The sequence below is a fragment of the Streptomyces sp. NPDC096013 genome, from assembly GCF_044763565.1.
Classification (GTDB): Bacteria; Actinomycetota; Actinomycetes; order Streptomycetales; family Streptomycetaceae; genus Streptomyces.
In genome coordinates this window covers 1-19,588 of the sequence record NZ_JBIWGK010000022.1, presented here as the reverse complement: position 1 = coordinate 19,588, position 19,588 = coordinate 1, and the positions used below count along the sequence as shown (strand labels likewise).

Genomic DNA, 19,588 nt, shown 5'->3' with positions numbered 1-19,588 from the left:
ACCCGGAATCCGGCAAGGAACTAGGCGCCTTCCTTGCGGAGCCTGAACCAGTAGAAGCCGTGCCCCGCCAGCGTCAGCAAGTAGGGCAGTTCTCCCACGGCCGGAAAGCGCACCCCGCCGAAGAGCTCGACCGGATGCCTCCCGTTGAACGCCCGCAGGTCCAGTTCCGTCGGCTGCGCGAACCGGGAGAAGTTGTTCACGCACAGCACGAGGTCGTCCTCGTACTCGCGCAGGAACGCGATCACCGCCGGATTGGACGACGGCAGCTCCCGGTACGACCCCAGCCCGAAGGCCAGGTTCTGCTTGCGGATCTCGATCATGCGGCGCGTCCAGTGCAGCAGCGAGGAGGGCGACGACATCGACGCCTCGACGTTGGTGACCTGGTAGCCGTAGACGGGGTCCATGATGGTCGGCAACGACAGGCGGCCGGGGTCACAGGACGAAAAACCTGCGTTGCGATCCGGTGTCCACTGCATCGGCGTGCGGACGGCGTCGCGGTCGCCGAGCCAGATGTTGTCGCCCATGCCGATCTCGTCGCCGTAGTAGAGGATCGGCGAGCCGGGCAGGGACAGCAGCAGGGCCGTGAACAGTTCGATCTGGTTGCGGTCGTTGTCCAGGAGCGGGGCCAGCCTGCGCCTGATGCCGATGTTGGCGCGCATACGCGGGTCCTTCGCGTATTCGGCCCACATGTAGTCGCGTTCCTCGTCGGTGACCATTTCCAGGGTCAGCTCGTCGTGGTTGCGCAGGAAGATGCCCCACTGGCAGCCGGACGGGATCGCCGGGGTCTTGGCCAGGATCTCCGAGACGGGGTAGCGGGACTCCCGGCGGACCGCCATGAAGATGCGGGGCATCACCGGGAAGTGGAATGCCATGTGGCACTCGTCGCCGCCGCTCTGGAAGTCGCCGAAGTAGTCGACGACGTCCTCGGGCCACTGGTTCGCCTCCGCCAGCACCACCGTGTCGGGGTACTGCGCGTCGATCTCCTTGCGCACCCGGCGGAGGAACTCATGGGTTGCCGGAAGGTTTTCGCAGTTGGTGCCCTCGGCCGCGAACAGGTACGGGACCGCGTCGAGCCGGAAGCCGTCGATGCCCAGATCCAGCCAGAACTTCAGCGCCGAGATGATCTCTTCCTGCACGGCCGGGTTCTCGTAGTTGAGGTCCGGCTGGTGGGAGAAGAAGCGGTGCCAGAAGTACTGCTTGCGGACGGGGTCGAAGGTCCAGTTGGAGGCTTCGGTGTCGACGAAGATGATGCGGGCGTCGGGGTACTGCTTGTCGTCGTCGGCCCACATGTAGTAGTCGCCGTAGGGCCCGTCGGGGTCTTTGCGGGATTCCTGGAACCACGGGTGCTGGTCGCTGGTGTGGTTCATGACGAAGTCGATGATGACGCGCATGCCGCGTTGGTGGGCGGAGTCGACGAATTCGACGAAGTCGGCGAGGTCGCCGAATTCGGGGAGGACGGCGGTGTAGTCGGAGACGTCGTAGCCGCCGTCGCGCAGCGGTGATTTGAAGAAGGGGGGCAGCCAGAGGCAGTCGACGCCCAGCCACTGGAGGTAGTCGAGTTTGGCGGTGATGCCCTTGAGGTCACCGACGCCGTCGCCGTTGCTGTCCTGGAAGGAGCGGACCAGGACCTCGTAGAAGACGGCGCGTTTGAACCACTCGGGGTCCCGGTCCTTGGCGGGAGTGTCCTCGAAGGTGTCCGGGACGGGCTCGTTGAAGATCATATTGTGGGTGACCCTCCGATCTGCGGGGACGGTCGCAGGACGGTGAGGATGTGTGCGGGCCGGTTGCCCGGTTCCAGGCGCACATAGTTGGCCCTGCCCCAGTGATAGGTCTCGCCGGTGAGCTCGTCGCGCACTGGCACCGACTCGTGCCATTCCAGGCCGAGTTGCGGCATGTCCAACGAGACCGTGGCCTCCTGGGTGTGGTGCGGGTCGAGGTTCACGACCACCAGAACCGTGTTCGAACCGCTCCGCTTCGAGTACGCGATCACCGCCTCCTGATCCACATGATGGAAGTGGAGGTCACGCAGCTGCCGCAGCGCCGGACTGCGGCGCCGGATGTCGTTGAGCCTGCCCAGCAGAGGCGCGATGCTCCGTCCTTCCCGCTCGGCCGACGCCCAGTCACGGGGCCGGAGTTGGTACTTCTCCGAGTCCAGATACTCCTCGCTGCCCGGCCGCAACGGGGTGTTCTCGCACAACTCATACCCGCTGTACACCCCCCACGTCGGCGAGAGGGTCGCCGCGAGCACCGCCCGCAGCTCGAAGGCGGGCCGGCCGCCCTCCTGGAGGAACTCGTGCAGGATGTCCGGGGTGTTCACGAAGAAGTTCGGCCGCATGTAGGCCGCCGCCTCGCCCGACAGCTCGGTCAGGTATGCGGTGAGTTCCTCTTTCGTGTTGCGCCAGGTGAAGTAGGTGTACGACTGCTGGAAGCCGATCTGGGCCAGGGTGTGCATCATCGCCGGGCGCGTGAACGCCTCGGCGAGGAAGATCACGTCCGGGTCGGTGCCGTTGATCTCCGCGATCACCCGCTCCCAGAACACGACCGGCTTGGTGTGCGGGTTGTCGACACGGAAGATCCGTACGCCGTGGTCCATCCAGTGCCGCAGCACGCGCACGGTCTCGGCGATGAGTCCGTCCATGTCCCGGTCGAAGGCGATCGGGTAGATGTCCTGGTATTTCTTCGGCGGGTTCTCCGCGTAGGCGATCGTCCCGTCGGGGCGGTGGTGGAACCACTCCGGGTGCTTCTCCACCCAGGGGTGGTCGGGGGAGCACTGGAGCGCGAAGTCGAGGGCGATCTCCATGCCCAGTTCGGCGGCGCGGGTGACGAAGGCGTCGAAGTCCTCCAGTGTGCCCAGCCGCGGGTGGATCGCGTCGTGTCCGCCCTCGGGTGAGCCGATGGCCCAGGGGACGCCGACGTCCTCGCGCCCGGCGGAGAGGGTGTTGTTCGGGCCCTTGCGGAAGGTCGTCCCGATCGGGTGGATCGGCGGGAGGTAGACGACGTCGAAGCCCATCGCCGCGATCCCGTCCAGCCGTTTCGCGGCCGTGCGGAACGTGCCGTGGGGCTGTGCCGGAGTGCCCTCGGAGCGGGGGAAGAACTCGTACCAGGAGCCGTAGAGCGCCCGCTCCCGCTCGACCAGGAGGGGGCGGGGCTCGGAGACCGTGACCAGTTCCCGCAGCGGATACCGGGCGAGGACCTTGTCCACCTCCGGGGTCAGCGCGGCGGCGAGCCGGGACATCGGCGGGCGGGTCTCGTCGCGGAGGGCGGTGACGGCGGCGCGCAGGACGGGCCGGAGGCCCTTGCCCTTCGGTACGCCGGTGATGGCGCGTTCGTACAGGCGCGCGCCCTCCTCCAGGACCAGATCCGTGTCCATGCCGGCCGGGATCTTGATCCGGGCGTGGTGGCGCCAGGTGGTGACCGGGTCGCTCCAGGCCTCCACGGCGTACGTCCACCGGCCGGGTTCGCCGGGTGTGACGGTGGCGCCCCACCGGTCGGTGCCGGGGGCGAGTTCCCGCATCGGGGTCCAGGGGCCGGGGCGGCCCTCCGGGTCGTACAGGACGGCGTTCGCGGCGACCGCGTCGTGGCCCTCGCGGAAGACGATGGCCGAGACCTCGAACGTCTCACCGGTCACCGCCTTGGCGGACCGGTGGCCGTGCTGGACGACCGGCCGGACATCGAGGACGGGGATGCGTCCGATGCCGGGCGATGTGCCGTCCGCGGAGGGTGGCTCCGGGACGGGTGGTGCCGTGCCGACGGGGCGCACGGGGGGCGTGGCCCTGCCGGGTGTCGGGGGTGCTGACGAGTCGTGCGTGGCGGGCATGACCGCTCCTGTCCGCGTCAACGTGGGTGTGGGCGGATGGGTGTGGGCAGGTGGGTCCTGCGAAGAAGATCCCGTGGTGCGTCTGGGGGGCGTACCGGTGGAGCCTTCCCACCCTATTCGGGTTAGCAATCCGGCAGGTTGCTAACTACTTACGCGCAGATCTCCACAGAAATATTCGGCCCCGTCCAGGGCGAACGGGGCCCGGGCCGTCACTCCCGCACTACGACCGCGGTACTTGCAGAAGTTTGTCCGGCGAACCGAGCCCAGCGCCGGACACCTTGCCGGAAACCGCCCCCGCGACAAGAGCCGCGGAGACCTGTGCGGGGGTGGCGTGCGGGTGAACGCCGAGATGGACGGCCGCCGCGCCGGCCGCGTGCGGTGCTGCCATCGACGTACCCGAGTAGGTCGCCCGGCCCGTGTCACTGGCATAGGACGCGGAGGTGATCGAGACACCGGGGGCGAACAGGTCGACGGACGGGCCGAAGTTCGAGAAGGGCGCCCGGGCGTCGTTCCCGCCGACGGCGCCGACCGTGACGGCCTCCTTCACGTCCGCGGGGGAGTACAGGCCGGCCGACAGCCCGTCGTTGCCCGCCGCGACCGTGTACGTGACACCGGAGGCGATCGAGTTGCGTACGGCCGCGTCGAGCTGGGCGTTGTGGTACCCGCCCAGGCTGAGGTTGGCGACCGCCGGTTTGCGCGCGTGCCGGGTGACCCAGTCGATGCCCGCGATGACCTGCGAGGTCGTACCGGCTCCGGCGTTGTCGAGGACGCGGACGGCGACGACCCTGGCCTTCTTCGCGACGCCGTACGTGGTGCCGGCGATCGTGCCGGCGACGTGGGTGCCATGGCCGTTGCCGTCCTGGGCGGTGGCGTCGTCGTCGACGAAGTCCCAGCCGGAGGAGGCCCGCCCGCCGAAGTCCTTGTGGGTGACGCGGATGCCGGTGTCGATCACGTACACCGTCACCCCGCTGCCCCCGGAGGCCGGCGAGGTGTAGCTCCGGTCCAGCGGCAGGCTCGGCTGGTCGAGCCGGTCGAGGCCCCAGGACGGGGGGTTGTGCTGGACGCGGCCGGTGCTACGGCCGCTGCCGTCCAGGGTGACGTGGCTGTCCTGCGCGACCGCGGCGACCCGGGAGTCCGCGGCGAGGAGGCGGGCCTGTCTCTCGTTCGCCTCGACGGCATAGCCGTTCAGGGCCGTGCCGTAGGTGTGGCGTATTTTCGCCCCGTACTTCTCGGCGAGGTCCTTTCCGGCGGCCGACGGAGCCTTCGTTCCCCCCTTCAGCGTCACCACATAGCTGTCGCTGACGGAACCGGGTGCACCGGCGCCGAGTACGGTCCCCTCCGGTGCGGCGTGCGCGGGCAGGGTGATGGCCGAGAACACCACGACTGTGGTGACCGCGGTCAGGCCCCCCGCCCGGCGCAGACGCCGCGTACGCGTCCGTGCCATGTCGAGTTCCCCTCCTTCAACTCTCCACAGGGCAGCCTCTCGTGAGGCGCGAAGCACCACAAGGGCGCATGAGGGAGCCTTTTCGGTACATGCCGGTTCAACTACTTCGGCGCAGGCCGACGGAGGGTCCGGAGCCGAACCCCCCAGCGAGGGCGACACCATCCCCGGTACCGTCGTCACCAACGACGACACACAGTGCCGTGTGTCATCCAGCGAAGCGCCGAGGTGGAGCTGTGAAGGCGATCCGTCGATTCACCGTCCGTCCCGTTCTCCCCGAACCCCTCCGACCTCTCAGCGACCTGGCGCGCAACCTGCGCTGGTCCTGGCACGCCGACACCCGCGATCTCTTCCAGTCCGTGGACCCCGAACGCTGGGCCGCCTCGGAACGCGATCCCGTACGACTCCTCGGCAGCGTCTCCGCGGAGCGCCTCACGGAGCTGGCCGAGGACAGCCGGTTCCTGCGCCGGCTCACCGAGGTCGCCGGAGACCTCGGTGACTACGTCGGCGGTGACCGCTGGTACCAGACCCAGGCCGCCGAACGCGAACTCCCCGCCGCCGTCGCCTACTTCTCACCGGAGTTCGGTGTCACCGCGGCCCTGCCCCAGTACTCCGGCGGCCTCGGCATCCTCGCCGGCGACCATCTCAAATCGGCCAGCGACCTCGGCGTACCGCTGATCGGTGTCGGACTCCTGTACCGGCACGGCTACTTCCGCCAGTCGCTGTCCCGGGACGGCTGGCAGCAGGAGCACTATCCGGTCCTCGACCCGAACGAACTCCCGGTCGCGCTGCTGCGGGAGGAGGACGGCTCCCCGGCCCAGGTCTCCCTCGCGCTGCCCGGAGGGCGTTCGCTGCACGCCCGGATCTGGCTCGCGCAGGTCGGCCGGGTCCCGCTGCTGATGCTCGACTCGGACGTCGAGGAGAACGACGTCGGCGAGCGCGGCGTGACCGACGTGCTCTACGGCGGCGGCAGTGAACACCGGCTGCTCCAGGAGATGTTGCTCGGCATAGGGGGCGTGCGGGCGGTCCGGACGTACTGCCGGCTGACCGGTCACCCCGAGCCCGAGGTGTTCCACACGAACGAAGGACACGCGGGCTTCCTCGGCCTGGAGCGGATCGCCGAACTCTGCGACGCGGGGCTGGACTTCGACGCCGGCCTGGAGGCGGTGCGGGCCGGCACGGTCTTCACCACGCACACCCCCGTACCGGCCGGAATCGACCGCTTCGACCGAGAGTTGGTGGCCCGGCACTTCGGTCCCGAGGCCGAACTCCCGCGCATGGACGTCCAGCACATCCTGAGCCTCGGCATGGAGACCTACCCGGGCGGCGAACCCAACCTGTTCAACATGGCCGTGATGGGCCTGCGACTGGGTCAACGGGCCAACGGAGTCTCCCTGTTGCACGGTCAGGTCAGCCGCGAGATGTTCTCCGGACTCTGGCCGGGCTTCGATCCCGAGGAGGTGCCGATCACCTCCGTGACCAACGGGGTGCACGCGCCGACCTGGGTCGCCCCCGAGGTGCTCCGGCTCGGCGCCCGGCAGATCGGCGCGTCCCGTACCGAGGACGCGCTGACCGTGGGCGGTTCGGACCGCTGGGACGCGGTCGCGGAGATCCCGGACCAGGACATCTGGGAGCTGCGCCGTGAGCTGCGCGAACAGCTGGTCGTGGAGGTACGGGAGCGGCTGCGCGCATCCTGGCGTCAACGCGGCGCCGGATCTGCCGAGTTGGGCTGGATCGACGGAGTCCTCGACCCCGACGTCCTGACGATCGGCTTCGCGCGCCGCGTCCCGTCGTACAAACGGCTGACGCTGATGCTGCGCGACCGCGACCGGCTGATGGACCTCCTCCTGCACCCGGACCACCCCATCCAGATCGTGGTGGCGGGCAAGGCGCACCCGGCGGACGACGGGGGCAAGCGGCTGGTGCAGGAGCTGGTGAAGTTCGCGGACGACCCGCGCGTCCGGCACCGCATCGTCTTCCTGCCCGACTACGGCATGGCGATGGCGCAGAAGCTCTACCCCGGCTGCGACATCTGGCTCAACAACCCGCTCCGCCCGCTGGAGGCCTGCGGCACGAGCGGCATGAAGGCGGCCCTGAACGGCTGCCTCAACCTCTCGGTCCTGGACGGCTGGTGGGACGAGTGGTTCCAGCCCGACTTCGGCTGGGCGATCCCCACGGCGGACGGCACCGCTACCGATCCCGACCACCGGGACGACGTGGAGGCCGCGGCACTCTACGACCTCCTGGAGCAGCGGGTCACCCCGCGGTTCTACGAACGCGGTCAGGACGGGCTCCCCGACCGCTGGATCGAAATGGTCCGCCAGACACTGACGTTGCTCGGGCCGAAGGTCCTCGCCGGGCGCATGGTCCGCGAGTACGTGGAGCGGCTGTACGCCCCGGCCGCGCACGCCCATCGCGCGATGACCCCGGACGCGGCGCGCGAACTCGCCGCGTGGAAGCAGCGGGTGCGGTCCGCCTGGCACGGGGTGACCGTCGACCACGTGGAGACGTCCGCGGCCACGGCCACGGCGGAACTCGGCACGACGCTGAATCTCCGGGTGCGGGTGGGGCTGGCGGGTCTCGCCCCGGACGACGTGGAGGTGCAGGCGGTCTCGGGGCGGGTGGACCCCGAGGACCGCATCGGGGACGCGGTGACGGTCCCGTTGAAGCCGGCGGGCGGCCCGGACGCGGACGGGCACTGGTCCTACGAGGGCCCGCTCGAACTCGACCGCACCGGGCCCTACGGGTACACGGTGCGGATTCTGCCCGCGCACCGGTTGTTGGCGTCCGGGGCGGAGTTGGGGCTGGTGGCGGTGCCGGTGGAGGACGGGGCCGAAGGCGCCGGGGTGTTGATGCGCTAGTTCTTCGGCTGCCGGTCCGTCGTGGCTGGTCGCGCAGTTCCCCGCGCCCCTTTGGGGCGCGGGGCGTCCCCCTCTTACACCTCCGAATACGGCGCGCACATCTGGCGCAGGGTGCTGCCGATCTTTCGGGCGTACGCGTGCTGCAAGCCCCTCGTTGCTGGGCCGCCCAGGCGGGCGTACCACTTGGTGGCCCGGCTGAAGGCGGAGACCGTGAGCCAGACCGTGCCGTCGCCGGTGCGGTCGACCACGAAGGATTCCTCGCCGGATTCGGGGTGGCCGGGGAGGGTGCCGTAGGCCCAGCCCGCGCGGCGGGGTTCCTCCAGGGTCCAGACGACGCGGCAGGGGGCCTTGATGAGGCCGGCGAGGGTGATCGTCACGTCCACGCCGGGGGCCGCTTTCTCCGCGGTGGCCTCGATGCCTATGCCCATTTCGCGGTGGAGTTCCCAGGTCAGGACCGCTTCGGCGGCCCGGCGGAAGACCTTCTCGCCCTCGCCGAGACGTGTGCGCACATACAGGGGATGGAAACCCGGGGGGCAGAAGCCGCGTTCGCGGGTCGCGCCGACGTCGTCGTACGTGAAGGACATGGGACCCAAGAGTAGGGCGGTACCCGGAGATGCCTTCCCTCCGGGTACCGCCCTCGCGTCTAGCGTGTCAACTCGGCCCGCGTCAGTTGACGTTGACCGCCGACCAGGCCGCCGCCACCGCGTTGTACTCGGCGGAGCCGGAGCCGTAGAGGGCCGCCGCCGCGCTGAGGGTGCCGGTGCGGGCGCCCGCGTACTTGGTGGTCGACGTGAAGTACGTCGTCAGCGCCTTGTACCAGATCTGGAGCGCCTTGGCGCGGCCGATGCCGGTGACCGTGGAGCCGTTGGACGTAGGCGAGTTGTAGCTCACGCCGTTGATGGTCTTCGCGCCGCTGCCCTCGGACAGGAGGTAGAAGAAGTGGTTGGCGACGCCCGACGAGTAGTGCACGTCGAGGTTGCCGACGGTGGAGGACCAGGAGTCCTTCGAGCCGCCGTCCTTGCTCGGCTTGTCCATGTAACGCAGCGGCGTGCCGTCGCCGTTGATGTTGATCTTCTCGCCGATGAGGTAGTCACCGACGTCGCTGCTGTTGTTGGCGTAGAACTCGACGCCGGTGCCGAAGATGTCCGAGGTCGCCTCGTTCAGGCCACCGGACTCGCCCGAGTAGTTCAGGCCCGCGGTGTTGGCGGTGACGCCGTGGCTCATCTCGTGGCCGGCCACGTCGAGCGAGGTGAGCGGGTGGGTGTTGCCCGACCCGTCGCCGTACGTCATGCAGAAGCAGCTGTCGTCCCAGAACGCGTTCACGTACGAACTGCCGTAGTGCACGCGGGAGTAGGCGCCGACACCGTTGTTCTTGATGCCGCTGCGGCCGAACGTGTTCTTGTAGAAGTCCCACGTCTCCTGGGCGCCGTAGGCGGCGTCCGCGGCGGCGGTCACGTCGGTGGTGGAGCTGGAGGCGGTGCCGGTGCCCCAGGTGTTGGTGGTCTGGGTGAAGAGGGTGCCGGTGCCGGACGTCCCGTGCTTCAGGTTGTACGTCTTGTGGTTGCCGCGCGTGGCGTCGGTGAGGCTGTACGTCGTGCCCGACAGGGTCGTGTCGAGGCTGACGGTGCCCGAGTACAGGGTCTTGCCGGTGCCGGTGGCGTTCTCGATGCCCTGGTACTCGAAGAGCTTCTTGCCGGTGGCCGCGTCGGTGATGACGTGCAGCTGGTTCGGGGTGCCGTCGTCCTGGAGGCCGCCCACGACGGTCTCGTAGGCGAGGACGGGGGTGGCGCCGCCGGCCCAGATGACCTTGCGGGCACCGTCGGCGGCGGTCTTGTCGGAGCCGGCGGCCTTCGCCGCGGTCAGCGCCTGCTTCTCGGCCTTGGCCGTGGAGATCTTCGGCGTGACGGTGGCCACCTTGATGGCCGCCTGGTGCGCCTTGGTGACTCCCTCGGTCCTGCCCGACGGAGCGGTGTGGACGACCAGGTCGCCGCCGAGGACCGGGAGGCCCGCGTAGGTGCGCTCGTAGCGGGTGTGCACCGTGCCGTCGACGTCCTTGACGACGTCCTTGACGACCAGCTTCTCCTTGGTGCCGAGGCCTATCTGCTGTGCGGTCTCGGGCGCGGCCGCCTGCTTCTCCTTGACCAGCGCGGTCCGCGCGGCGTTGGAGAGCAGCTGCGGGGCGGCGGCGAGGGGGGCCGCCTTGCCCGTGGCGGGCTGGGCGGAGGCACCGGTGGTGACACCGGTGGCGAGCAGGGCTCCGGCGGCGACCGCGGTGGCGATGGCCAGAGTGGTGCGCTTGTGACGCGCGTAGAGGGGGGTCACGCGAGCTCCTCTGTGGGGGAGTCCGGCAGCGTGGGGTTACTGACCGGAGCGGGTTGTGAAGTGGCTGTGCTGAAGCGGCGTGAGGGAAGAGTGGCATCAGGGGCGCGTACATGTCAGGACCCCAAAGTGATGTTGGCTCAAAATCGACTGTCCGGTGAACGTTGCCGCAATGTAAATGCCCATAACAGGGCACCGCCCCGGGGTTGAAACCCCGGGGCGGCGACTGGTTGCTGCGGCCTGAAGTGGACGGCTGGATTTTACGGGAACGTAAGCTTCCAGCTGTTGATGTAGCCGGTGTCCTGTGCGGCCACGTCCTGGACCTTCAACTTCCATACTCCGTTGGCGACTTCGGAGGAGGCGTTGACCGTGTAGGTCGCCTGCACGTTGTCCGCCGAGTCGGACGAGCTGGAGTTCTTCAGGCGGTACGTCGACCCGTCCGGGGCGACCAGGTCGATCACCAGGTCACCGCGCCAGGTGTGCACGATGTCGACCGTGACGGCCAGGTTCGACGGGGCGTTGCCCGTCCGCCCGGAGACGGTGACCGACGAGGTGACGGCCGGCCCGTTGTCCGGGATCGACACGTCGGTGGTGTTCTCGAACGACGTGCCGCCACCGCCGCCGCCACCGGAGCGCGCACCGACCGCGACGGCCGCCCACGCGTCCTGCACCGCCTTGTACTCGGCGCCCGTCGTCCCGTACAGCTCACCGGCCGCCGCGAGGGTCCCGGTGCGGGCCGCCGCGTAGTTGGTGGTGGACGTGAACTTCGTGGTGAGCGCGCGGTACCAGATCTGGAGCGCCTTGTCCCGGCCGATGCCGGTGACCGGAAGCCCGTCCGCGGTGGGCGAGTTGTAGCTGACGCCGTTGATGACCTTGGCGCCGCTGCCCTCGGACAGGAGGTAGAAGAAGTGGTTGGCGACGCCCGACGAGTAGTGCACGTCGAGGTTGCCGACACCCGAGTACCAACTGTCCGCGGAGCCGCCGTCCTTGCTCGGCTTGTCCATGTAACGCAGCGGCGTGCCGTCGCCGTTGATGTCGATCTTCTCGCCGATGAGGTAGTCGCCCACGTCGGTCGAGTTGTTGGCGTAGAACTCGACGCCGGTGCCGAAGATGTCGGAGGTCGCCTCGTTCAACCCGCCCGACTCACCGGAGTAGTTGAGCCCGGCGGTGTTGGAGGTGACGCCGTGGCTCATCTCGTGCCCCGCGACGTCGAGGGCCGTCAGCGGGTCCGCGTTGCCGGAGCCGTCGCCGTAGGTCATGCAGAAGCAGCTGTCGTCCCAGAACGCGTTGACGTACGAGTTCCCGTAGTGGACACGGGAGTAGGCGCCGACACCGTTGTTCTTGATGCCGCTGCGGCCGAACGTGTTCTTGTAGAAGTCCCAGGTCTCGGCGGCGCCGTAGTGCGCGTCGGCGCCGGCCGTCGCCGCGTTCGACGTGGTGCCGTTGCCCCAGGTGTTGCTGGTCTGCGAGAACAGCGTGCCGGTGCCGGACGTCCCGTGGTTCAGGTTGTACGTCTTGTGGCCGCCGCGGTCGCCGTCGGTCAGGGTGTAGTTCGACCCCGACTGGGTGGTGGTCAGCGGGACCGAGCCGCTGTACTGGGTGTTGCCGGTGCCGGTGGCGTTCTCGATGCCCTGGTACTCGTAGAGCTTCTTGCCGGTGGCCGCGTCGGTGATGACGTGGAGCTGGTTCGGGGTGCCGTCGTCCTGGAGGCCGCCGACGACCGTCTCGTAGGCGAGGACGGGCTTGCCGCTCGCCGCCCAGATCACCTTGCGGGCCGAGTCCGCGGCCGACTTGGTGGAGCCGAGGGCCTTCGCGCGGGTGACCGCCTGCTTCTCGGCGGCGCCGGTCGTGACGCTCGGGGTGAGGTCGGCGACCGCGATGGTGGCGTTCGTCGCCTTGATGACGCGCTCGGTGGCACCGGACTTGGCGGTGTCGACGATCAGGTCGCCGCCGAGGACCGGGAGCCCGCCGTAGGTGCGCTCGTAGCGGGTGTGGACGGTGCCGTCGGCGTCCTTGATGACGTCACGGGCGACGAGCGCCTCCTTGGCGCCGAGGCCGATGTCCTTGGCGGTCGCGGCCCGCGCCGTGTCCGCGTCGCGGATCAGCTCGGCGCGCTGCGAGGGGGAGAGCGAGAGCGCCATGTGCGCCGGATTCCCCTTGCCGGCGAGGGGTTTGGCCGGAGCGGCGGAGGAGGTCGCCCCGGCCTGGACGGCCACGGCGAGCAGAGCGGTGACGCCGGCTGCGGCGACTATGTGGGAGGTGCGTCTGCGCGAGGAATTGCTTCTCAACACTGACTCCTTCGAGACGGCCGCGGATCGCGCGACCTGGGGAGATCACAGGGATCACAGTGATCACTGGGTGAAACTGTGGGGTTGCTGTGAAGCGCCAGTGGGAAGAGTGGCAGCAGCCCGCGCTTTCTGTCAGGAGCGCGTCAGGAACTTGGCCGGAATTCGTTCGTTGTCCGGATGTTCATGTTCGCTATGCGAACCAGTCGGACCGAGGACGGTCGGCTAGGAGCGGGCCGACGGGTCCCCGTGCCACGAGTTCCACAGCGCCGCGTACGCCCCCTCCGCCGCCACCAGCTCCTCGTGCGGGCCGAGTTCGGTCAGAAGGCCGTTCTCCATGACCGCCACCCGGTCCGCGTCGTGGGCGGTGTGCAGGCGGTGCGCGATGGCGATGACCGTACGGCCCTCCAGTACGGCGGCCAGGGCGCGTTCGGTGTGCCGGGCGGTGGCCGGATCCAGCAGGGCGGTCGCCTCGTCCAGGATGAGTGTGTGCGGATCGGCCAACACCACACGGGCCAGCGCGAGTTGCTGGGCCTGCGAACCGTCCGTCGTCCGGCCGTCCGCGCCCAGACGGGTGGCGAGGCCGTCCGGCAGCTCCCGCACCCACTCCGCCGCGCCGACCGCCGACAGGGCTGCCCACAACTCCTCGTCCGTGGCGGCCGGTTCGGCGATCAGGAGGTTGTCGCGGACCGAACCCAGGAAGACATGGTGCTCCTGGGTGACCAGCACCACCTGGCGGCGCAGCGTCTCCGGCGCCAGACCGGAGACCGGCACCCCGCCCACGGTCACCGTGCCCTCGGTCGGCGCGTCCACGCCCGCCAGCAGGCGGCTCAGCGTGGTCTTCCCGGCACCGGACGGGCCGACCACCGCGAGCCGCTCACCCGGCCGCACGGTCAGATCCACGCCGTGCAGCACCTCACCGCCGCGCTCGTACGCGTACCGCACACCCGTCACGTCGATCCGGTCGTCCGCCGGGACCGGGGCATCGCCGTCGCCCTCCGCGCGGGGCGCCGCGGCCAGCCCCTCCACCCTTGCGAACGAGGCCCCGCTGCTCTGGAGTTGCTCGATCCGCATCAGGATCTGGTCCAGCGGCTCGGTGAACTGCCGCAGATACAGCGCCGCAGCGACCACCGCGCCCACGCCCACCGCCCCGCGCCCGTGCAGCCAGCCCCCGACGAGCAGCACGCCCGCCACCGGGATCGTGTACGACACCTCGACCGCAGGGAAGAACACCGTCCGCAGGAACAGCGTGTACAGGCGGCTCCGCAACGCCGTCCGCAACGTGTCACGGCTCGCGGTCACCCGGCGCTCCTGGAGCCGGAACGCCTCCACCGTGCGAGCCCCCGCCACGGTCGCCGTCAGGATCTCGGCGACCTCCGAATTGGCCGTGCCCTCCGCGAGATAGCCGTCCCTGGCCCGGCGCAGATACCAGCGCAGCGCGAACCACACCGGCGTCAGCCCCAGCACCCCGAACAGCCCGAGCAGCGGGTCGAGCACGAACACCGCGCCCATCACGAACAGCGCCTGCACCGAGTTGACCAGCAGTTCGGGACCCACATCCCGCAGGGTCGTCCCGACGATCGCCACGTCCGCCGTGCCGCGCGCGGTCAGGTCACCCGTCCCGGCCCGCTCCACCACCGACGCGGGCAGTGCCAGCGCCCGGTCCACGAAGTCCTCCCGGACCCGCGCCAGCGTCCGCTCGCCGAACCGGTGCCCCACGTACCGCGCCCACCGCGCCAGCAGCAACTGGGCCAGCGCGCACGCCACGATGACCAGCGCCAGCCGGTCCACGGTGCTCACCCCGGCCCCGGCCCGCACCTCGTCCACGATCCGCCCGAGCAGCCACGGCCCGGCCAGCCCGGCGCCGGCCGCCAGCGCGTTCACCACCAGCACGACGGCGAAGGCCCGCCGGTCCGCCCGCACCAGCCGCAGCGCGGCCCGCCGTACGTCCGCCCGTCCCGCGACCGGCAGTTGACCGTTGTCCGTCGTCACCGTACGACCTCCTCCGCGTCCGTGTCCCGGGCCACCAGCGCGCGGTAGCCGGGTTCCTCCGCCAGCAGCCGGCGATGGCCGCCGCTGGCCGCCACCTTGCCGTCGACCAGGTAGTGCACGGTGTCCGCGTGGTCGAGGACCAGCGGGGACGTCGTCGTCACCACCGTCGTACGGCCCGAGCGCTCCGCGTGCAGCCGCCGGGCGACCGCCGCCTCCGTGTGCGCGTCGAGCGCCGACGTCGGCTCCACCGCGAGCAGCACCTCCGGCTCGGCGAGCAACGCCCTTACCAGCCTCACCCGTTGACGCTGGCCCCCGGACAGACTCCGGCCCTGCGCGGCCACCGCCGAGTCGAGACCCTCCGGCAGCCCCTGCACGATGTCGTCGGCGGCCGACGCGTGCACGGCCCTCGCCACCGCCTCCGCCGACCGCTCCCGCCGCCCCGACACCACCTCCCTCAGGGGCCCGGCGAACAGGTCCGCCTCGTTGTCGGCGACCAGGATGCGCGCCCGCACCTGGTCCAGCGGAATCGCGTCGAGCCGCACCTCGCCCCAGGTCGCCACCGACGGCGCGTACCGCCCGAGCCGGTCCACCACGGCCAGCGCGTCCCCGGGCCGCGCCCCCACCAGCGCGGTCAGCCGCCCCGGCACCACCCGCACCCCCGAGTCCGGGTCGTGCAGCACGGCCGGTTCGCCGGGAGCGTCCGACTCCCCGCTGTCCGGGGCCGGTTCGAGCCGCAGCAGTGCCACGACCCGGCGCGCGGCCACCACGCCCCGGCTCAGCTCGTAGACCATCTGGATGAAGAAGGCCACCGGGCCGATCAGCACCGCGACATAGCCGTACACGGCGACCAACTCACCGATGGTCAGCTGCCCTTGGGCCGCGAGGCGGGCCGCGAGCCAGGTCACCACGGCGAGGAACAGCGTCGGCAGCCCGACCCCGATCGCCTGCACCCAGCTCGCCACCGCGCCCACCCGGTACCCCTGCACCCGCAGTCGCTGCGAGTCAGCGCGGAACGCGTCCGCGAACAGCCCTTTGCCGCCAAGGCCGTTGAGGACGCGCAGGCCGCCCGCGAGATCGCCGATGCGCGCGGTCAGCACGCTCTGCCGCTCCCGGTACTCCGTCTCCACGCTCTGCAACCGCAGCGTCAACGGCCCCGCGAGCAGCGCCATCACCGGCACACCCAGCAGGACCACGGCGGCCAGCGGACCCGAGATCGACAGCAGCACTCCCGCGACCACGCCGTAGACCACAAGGGCGCCGAAGCCGGGGCCCACGACGGTCAGGGACTGGGCGATCGTCCACACGTCGCCGACGCCGGTCGTGATCACCTCACCGGCGCGCGCCCGGCGCGACAGCACCGCGCCCAGCCGGACCGCCTGGCCGACGATCAGCTTCACCGTGCGGAAGTTGGCGTCGATCCGGACCCGGGTCATCGTGCGGTGGCGCATGATGCTCAGCCACGAGTTGACCGCGCCGACCACGAACAGTGCCCCGGTCCACCAGGCCAGCGGGCCCATGCGCCCCGGCACCAGGCCGTCGTCCACCGCGCGGGACATCAGATAGGGCGCCGCCGCCATCAGCACCATCCACACGCTCGACAGCAGTGCCCCGGACACCGCCCGCCCCGGCTGCCGCCGCACCAGCCACCACAGAAATCGCCAGCCGCCCCGGCAGTCGGGAGTCCCGGGATCCTCGTACGCGTCGATCATGTGCCTCCTGCCCGGGCTGCCGAGCGAGGGCAGGCAGCCGTAAGCGTTCCGGGGGTGGTTGGAGGCAACGAAGATTACCGAGCGTGAGCGCGCTTGCCCATCGAATATCGGGCGCCCGGACGCCGAGGGGCCGGCAGTGATGCTGGAGGGGAGGCGGGGATCGAGGAGGTGTGGTTCTCCTGAGGCGGGCTACTTGCTCGTCAACGTGCCCAGCGGGCTGGGGTCCTGGTCCAGGGCGGCGGTCGCCGTCTTCCAGCCGGTGTCCCCCGGGTGCAGGGCGCTGCGCAGATAGGCCGTGGTGAGCTGCTGGAGCAGGGCCACGCGGGCGGGGTTCTCGTCCGTCGTCTCGGCCGCCTCGCGGCCGGAGATGCCGCCCAGGGAGTGTTGCGCGCCGAAGAGGGTGAGCAGGGTCTTGTCGCCCGGGCTGTGGGTGTACGGGTCGGTGAACCAGTCGGGGCCGCGGGTGGAGAGCGGGGAGTCGTCGTGGTCTCCGGCGACGATGAGTGCCGGGGTGGTCATCGTGGTGAACGACGGCCGCATGAAGGGGAAGTGCTCGGCGGCGAACGGGCTCAGGGAGTCGCCGAGGCCGGTCAGGGCGAGCAGCACGCCCGCGGTGACGCGTGGGTCGGACAGGTCCTCGCCGGGGACGCCGTCGGAATCCAGGACGCGGGCGCCCAGGAGCGTGCTGGCCGTCTGGGCTCCCCAGGAGTGGCCGGCCACGGCGACGCGGTCGTGGTCGACGCGTCCGGCGAGGCCGGGTACGGAGGCCTCCAGCACGTCGAGTTCGTCCAGTGCGCGTGTGAGGTCCTCCACGCGGAAGCGCCAGATGCGGGGGAAACGCGGGTCCTCCTGCGCGATCGCGAGGGTTCGTGAGTCGAGGTGCGTGGGCTGGACGACCATGAAGCCCTGTGCGGCCCAGTGGTCCGCGAGTGGGGCGTAACCGTCCATCGACTGGCCGTACCCGTGCGAGAAGACGATGACGGGCAGGCCGTCGCCGGTGACGGGGGCGGAGACGCGGACCTGGAGGTCCTCGCCCCGGTCGGGGGCGGAGAGGGTCACCGGCTTCACGGAGACGATCGCGGGGGGTGAGTCGGGCAGGGGTGTGGTGGGGCGCATGACGGTGTCCTCCGGGCACGACTAAGCGGAACCTTGTTCCGGAAACAATACGGAACCATGTTCCGGTTAGCAAGGCCGGAGAAACGTGCCCGATGGTCACGCCAGGCTGTCGCGCCAGGCCCGGTGCAGATCCGCGAACCGTCCGGTCCCGGCGATCAGGTCGGCCGGTGCGCCGTCCTCGACCACCCGCCCGTGTTCCATGACCAGCACCCGGTCCGCGATCTCGACCGTGGAGAGCCGGTGGGCGATCACGACCGCCGTACGGCCGCGCAGGACCGTCGACATGGCGCGCTGCACCGCCTGTTCGCCGGGCACGTCCAGCGAACTCGTCGCCTCGTCCAGGATCAGGACCGCCGGATCGGCGAGCAACGCCCGTGCGAACGCGACGAGTTGGCGCTGACCCGCCGAGATACGGCCACCCCGTTTGCGTACGTCCGTGTCGTAGCCGTCGGGCAGCGCGCTGATGAAGTCGTGCGCGCCGATCGCCTTCGCCGCCCGCTCGATCTCCTCCCGGGGTGCGTCCGGGCGGCCGATCGCGATGTTCTCGGCGACGGTGCCGGAGAACAGGAACGCCTCCTGCGTCACCATCACCACCCCGCGCCGCAGTTCGGGCCCGGACAGCTCCCGCAGGTCGACCCCGTCGAGCAGCACCCGCCCCTCCGAGGGGTCGTAGAAGCGGGCGAGCAGTTTGGCCAGGGTGGACTTGCCCGCGCCGGTCGTGCCCACCACGGCGACGGTCTGGCCGGCCGGGAGGGTGAGGTCGAAGACGGGCAGGACCTCGCCGCCGGTGCGGTAGGCGAAGCGGACGCCGTCGAAGACGACCTCGCGGCCGGGCCGGTCCGTCTCCAGTTCCGGGAGCCGCACGGGAGTTGAGGGTTCGGGGACCGACGGGGTCTGGGCCAGCAGGCCCGCGATCTTCTCCAGGGAGGCCGCGGCCGACTGGTACGAGTTGAGGAACATGCCGAGCCGGTCGATGGGGTCGTAGAGCCGCCGCAGGTACAGGACCGCGGCGGCCAGTACGCCCAGCTCCAGTGAACCGTCCGAGACACGGAAGGAACCCCACAGGACGATCGCCGCGACGGCCGTGTTGGCGACCAGCCGGGAGCCGGTGACATAGCGGGCCATCTCCAGCAGGGCGTCGCCGTTGGACCGTTCGTGCCGCTGGTTCAGGATCTGGAAGTCGGCGTCGTTGACGGCCTCGCGGCGGAACGCGCGGACCGGGCGGATGCCGTTCATCGTCTCGACGAACTTCACGATCACGCGCGCGATCGCCGTGGACCGGGCCGCGTACACCCGCACCGCGCGCCGCTGGTAAACCCGCACCAGCAGGTACAGCGGCGCGAAGGACGCCACAGCGACCGCGCCCAGGCCCAGGTCGAGCCAGAGCAGCATCGCCGAGATGTACACGAACGACAGGATGACCGTGATCAGCTCCTGGAGCCCCTCGCTGAGGAGTTCGCGCAGGGCCTCGATGTCCGTGGTGGAACGGGAGATGAGCCGGCCGGACGTGTACCGCTCGTGGAAGTCGATGCTGAGCGCCTGCGCGTGCCGGAAGATCCGGCCGCGCAGTTCGAGCAGCACGTCCTGGTTGACGCGGGCCGAGGCGCCGATGAAGGCGTACTGGAGTCCGCCGGAGAGCAGCGCGCAGAGCAGATAACCCGCTCCTACGGCGATCAGCGGGCCGTGGTCGTCGTCACGGAACGCGGGGACCGCGCGGTCGATGGCGTACGCCACGAGCAGGGGGCCCACCTGCACGGCCGCCTGTTGCAGCAGCAGGAGAAGGGTCGTGACGGCGACCCGTGCCTTCATCGGCGCGAGCAGGGAGCGCAGGAGGGCACCGGTCGCGCCCGGGGGAGTGGGCAGGACGTCATGGTCGAACGGGTCGCCCGCGGCGGCGCGGGGGCGTGCGGGTTCGGGGGTGTCGTCGGCGGGGGGCGCGGAGGTGGTCGGGGCGGTCATCGGGCGTCCCTAAGAATGTTGGCGGTCCGGGAGGACCGGGTGTGGCTGATCGGGCGTTGCCGTTGATGGCTCCGGAGGAATGGCCGCCT

11 protein-coding genes are annotated in these 19,588 nt (G+C 70.4%); 1 reads left to right on the top strand and 10 read right to left on the bottom strand.

Annotation, left to right across the window (positions count from 1 at the left end):
* Positions 1–20: 20 nt before the first annotated feature.
* The 3 genes from treS to ACIRB1_RS42110 form a co-directional block, all read right to left on the bottom strand.
* Positions 21–1,721, bottom strand: coding sequence for a maltose alpha-D-glucosyltransferase (gene treS, locus ACIRB1_RS42120; RefSeq protein ID WP_352182426.1), 1,701 nt, complete (start codon positions 1,719–1,721; stop codon positions 21–23).
* Positions 1,718–3,817, bottom strand: a complete 2,100-nt coding sequence (locus tag ACIRB1_RS42115) for an alpha-1,4-glucan--maltose-1-phosphate maltosyltransferase (RefSeq protein ID WP_403469308.1) — start codon at positions 3,815–3,817, stop codon at positions 1,718–1,720. Before ACIRB1_RS42115 ends, treS begins: the two co-directional genes overlap by 4 nt.
* A gap of 220 nt (positions 3,818–4,037) precedes the next feature.
* Positions 4,038–5,261: a S8 family peptidase gene (locus ACIRB1_RS42110; RefSeq protein WP_403469307.1), complete on the bottom strand. Its 1,224-nt coding sequence runs from the start codon at positions 5,259–5,261 to the stop codon at positions 4,038–4,040.
* 233 nt (positions 5,262–5,494) lie between these two features.
* Between ACIRB1_RS42110 and ACIRB1_RS42105 the strand changes: the two genes are divergently transcribed.
* Positions 5,495–8,119 (top strand): glycosyltransferase family 1 protein, encoded by a 2,625-nt coding sequence (locus tag ACIRB1_RS42105; protein WP_403469306.1) that lies wholly within the window; start codon positions 5,495–5,497, stop codon positions 8,117–8,119.
* Between the two features lie 74 nt (positions 8,120–8,193).
* Here ACIRB1_RS42105 and ACIRB1_RS42100 read toward each other — a convergent pair whose 3' ends face one another.
* From ACIRB1_RS42100 to ACIRB1_RS42070, 7 genes are all read right to left on the bottom strand, one after another.
* Positions 8,194–8,703 carry a DUF1990 domain-containing protein gene (locus ACIRB1_RS42100; protein WP_352182422.1) on the bottom strand — a complete coding sequence of 170 codons (510 nt, stop codon included), beginning with the start codon at positions 8,701–8,703 and terminating at the stop codon, positions 8,194–8,196.
* 82 nt (positions 8,704–8,785) lie between these two features.
* Positions 8,786–10,441, bottom strand: coding sequence for a M4 family metallopeptidase (locus ACIRB1_RS42095; protein ID WP_403469305.1), 1,656 nt, complete (start codon positions 10,439–10,441; stop codon positions 8,786–8,788).
* A gap of 257 nt (positions 10,442–10,698) precedes the next feature.
* Positions 10,699–12,726, bottom strand: coding sequence for a M4 family metallopeptidase (locus tag ACIRB1_RS42090; protein WP_352182420.1), 2,028 nt, complete (start codon positions 12,724–12,726; stop codon positions 10,699–10,701).
* A 222-nt stretch (positions 12,727–12,948) separates the two neighbouring features.
* Positions 12,949–14,715, bottom strand: a complete 1,767-nt coding sequence (locus ACIRB1_RS42085) for an ABC transporter ATP-binding protein (protein ID WP_403469304.1) — start codon at positions 14,713–14,715, stop codon at positions 12,949–12,951.
* On the bottom strand, positions 14,712–16,424 hold the full coding sequence (locus ACIRB1_RS42080) for an ABC transporter ATP-binding protein (protein WP_403469303.1): 1,713 nt from the start codon (positions 16,422–16,424) through the stop codon (positions 14,712–14,714). The genes ACIRB1_RS42085 and ACIRB1_RS42080 overlap by 4 nt, the downstream gene beginning before the upstream one ends.
* A 189-nt stretch (positions 16,425–16,613) precedes the next feature.
* Complete coding sequence (locus ACIRB1_RS42075) at positions 16,614–17,540, bottom strand: alpha/beta hydrolase family protein (protein WP_403469302.1); 927 nt, start codon at positions 17,538–17,540, stop codon at positions 16,614–16,616.
* 96 nt (positions 17,541–17,636) lie between these two features.
* Positions 17,637–19,499 (bottom strand): ABC transporter ATP-binding protein, encoded by a 1,863-nt coding sequence (locus ACIRB1_RS42070; RefSeq protein ID WP_403469301.1) that lies wholly within the window; start codon positions 19,497–19,499, stop codon positions 17,637–17,639.
* Positions 19,500–19,588: the final 89 nt, after the last annotated feature.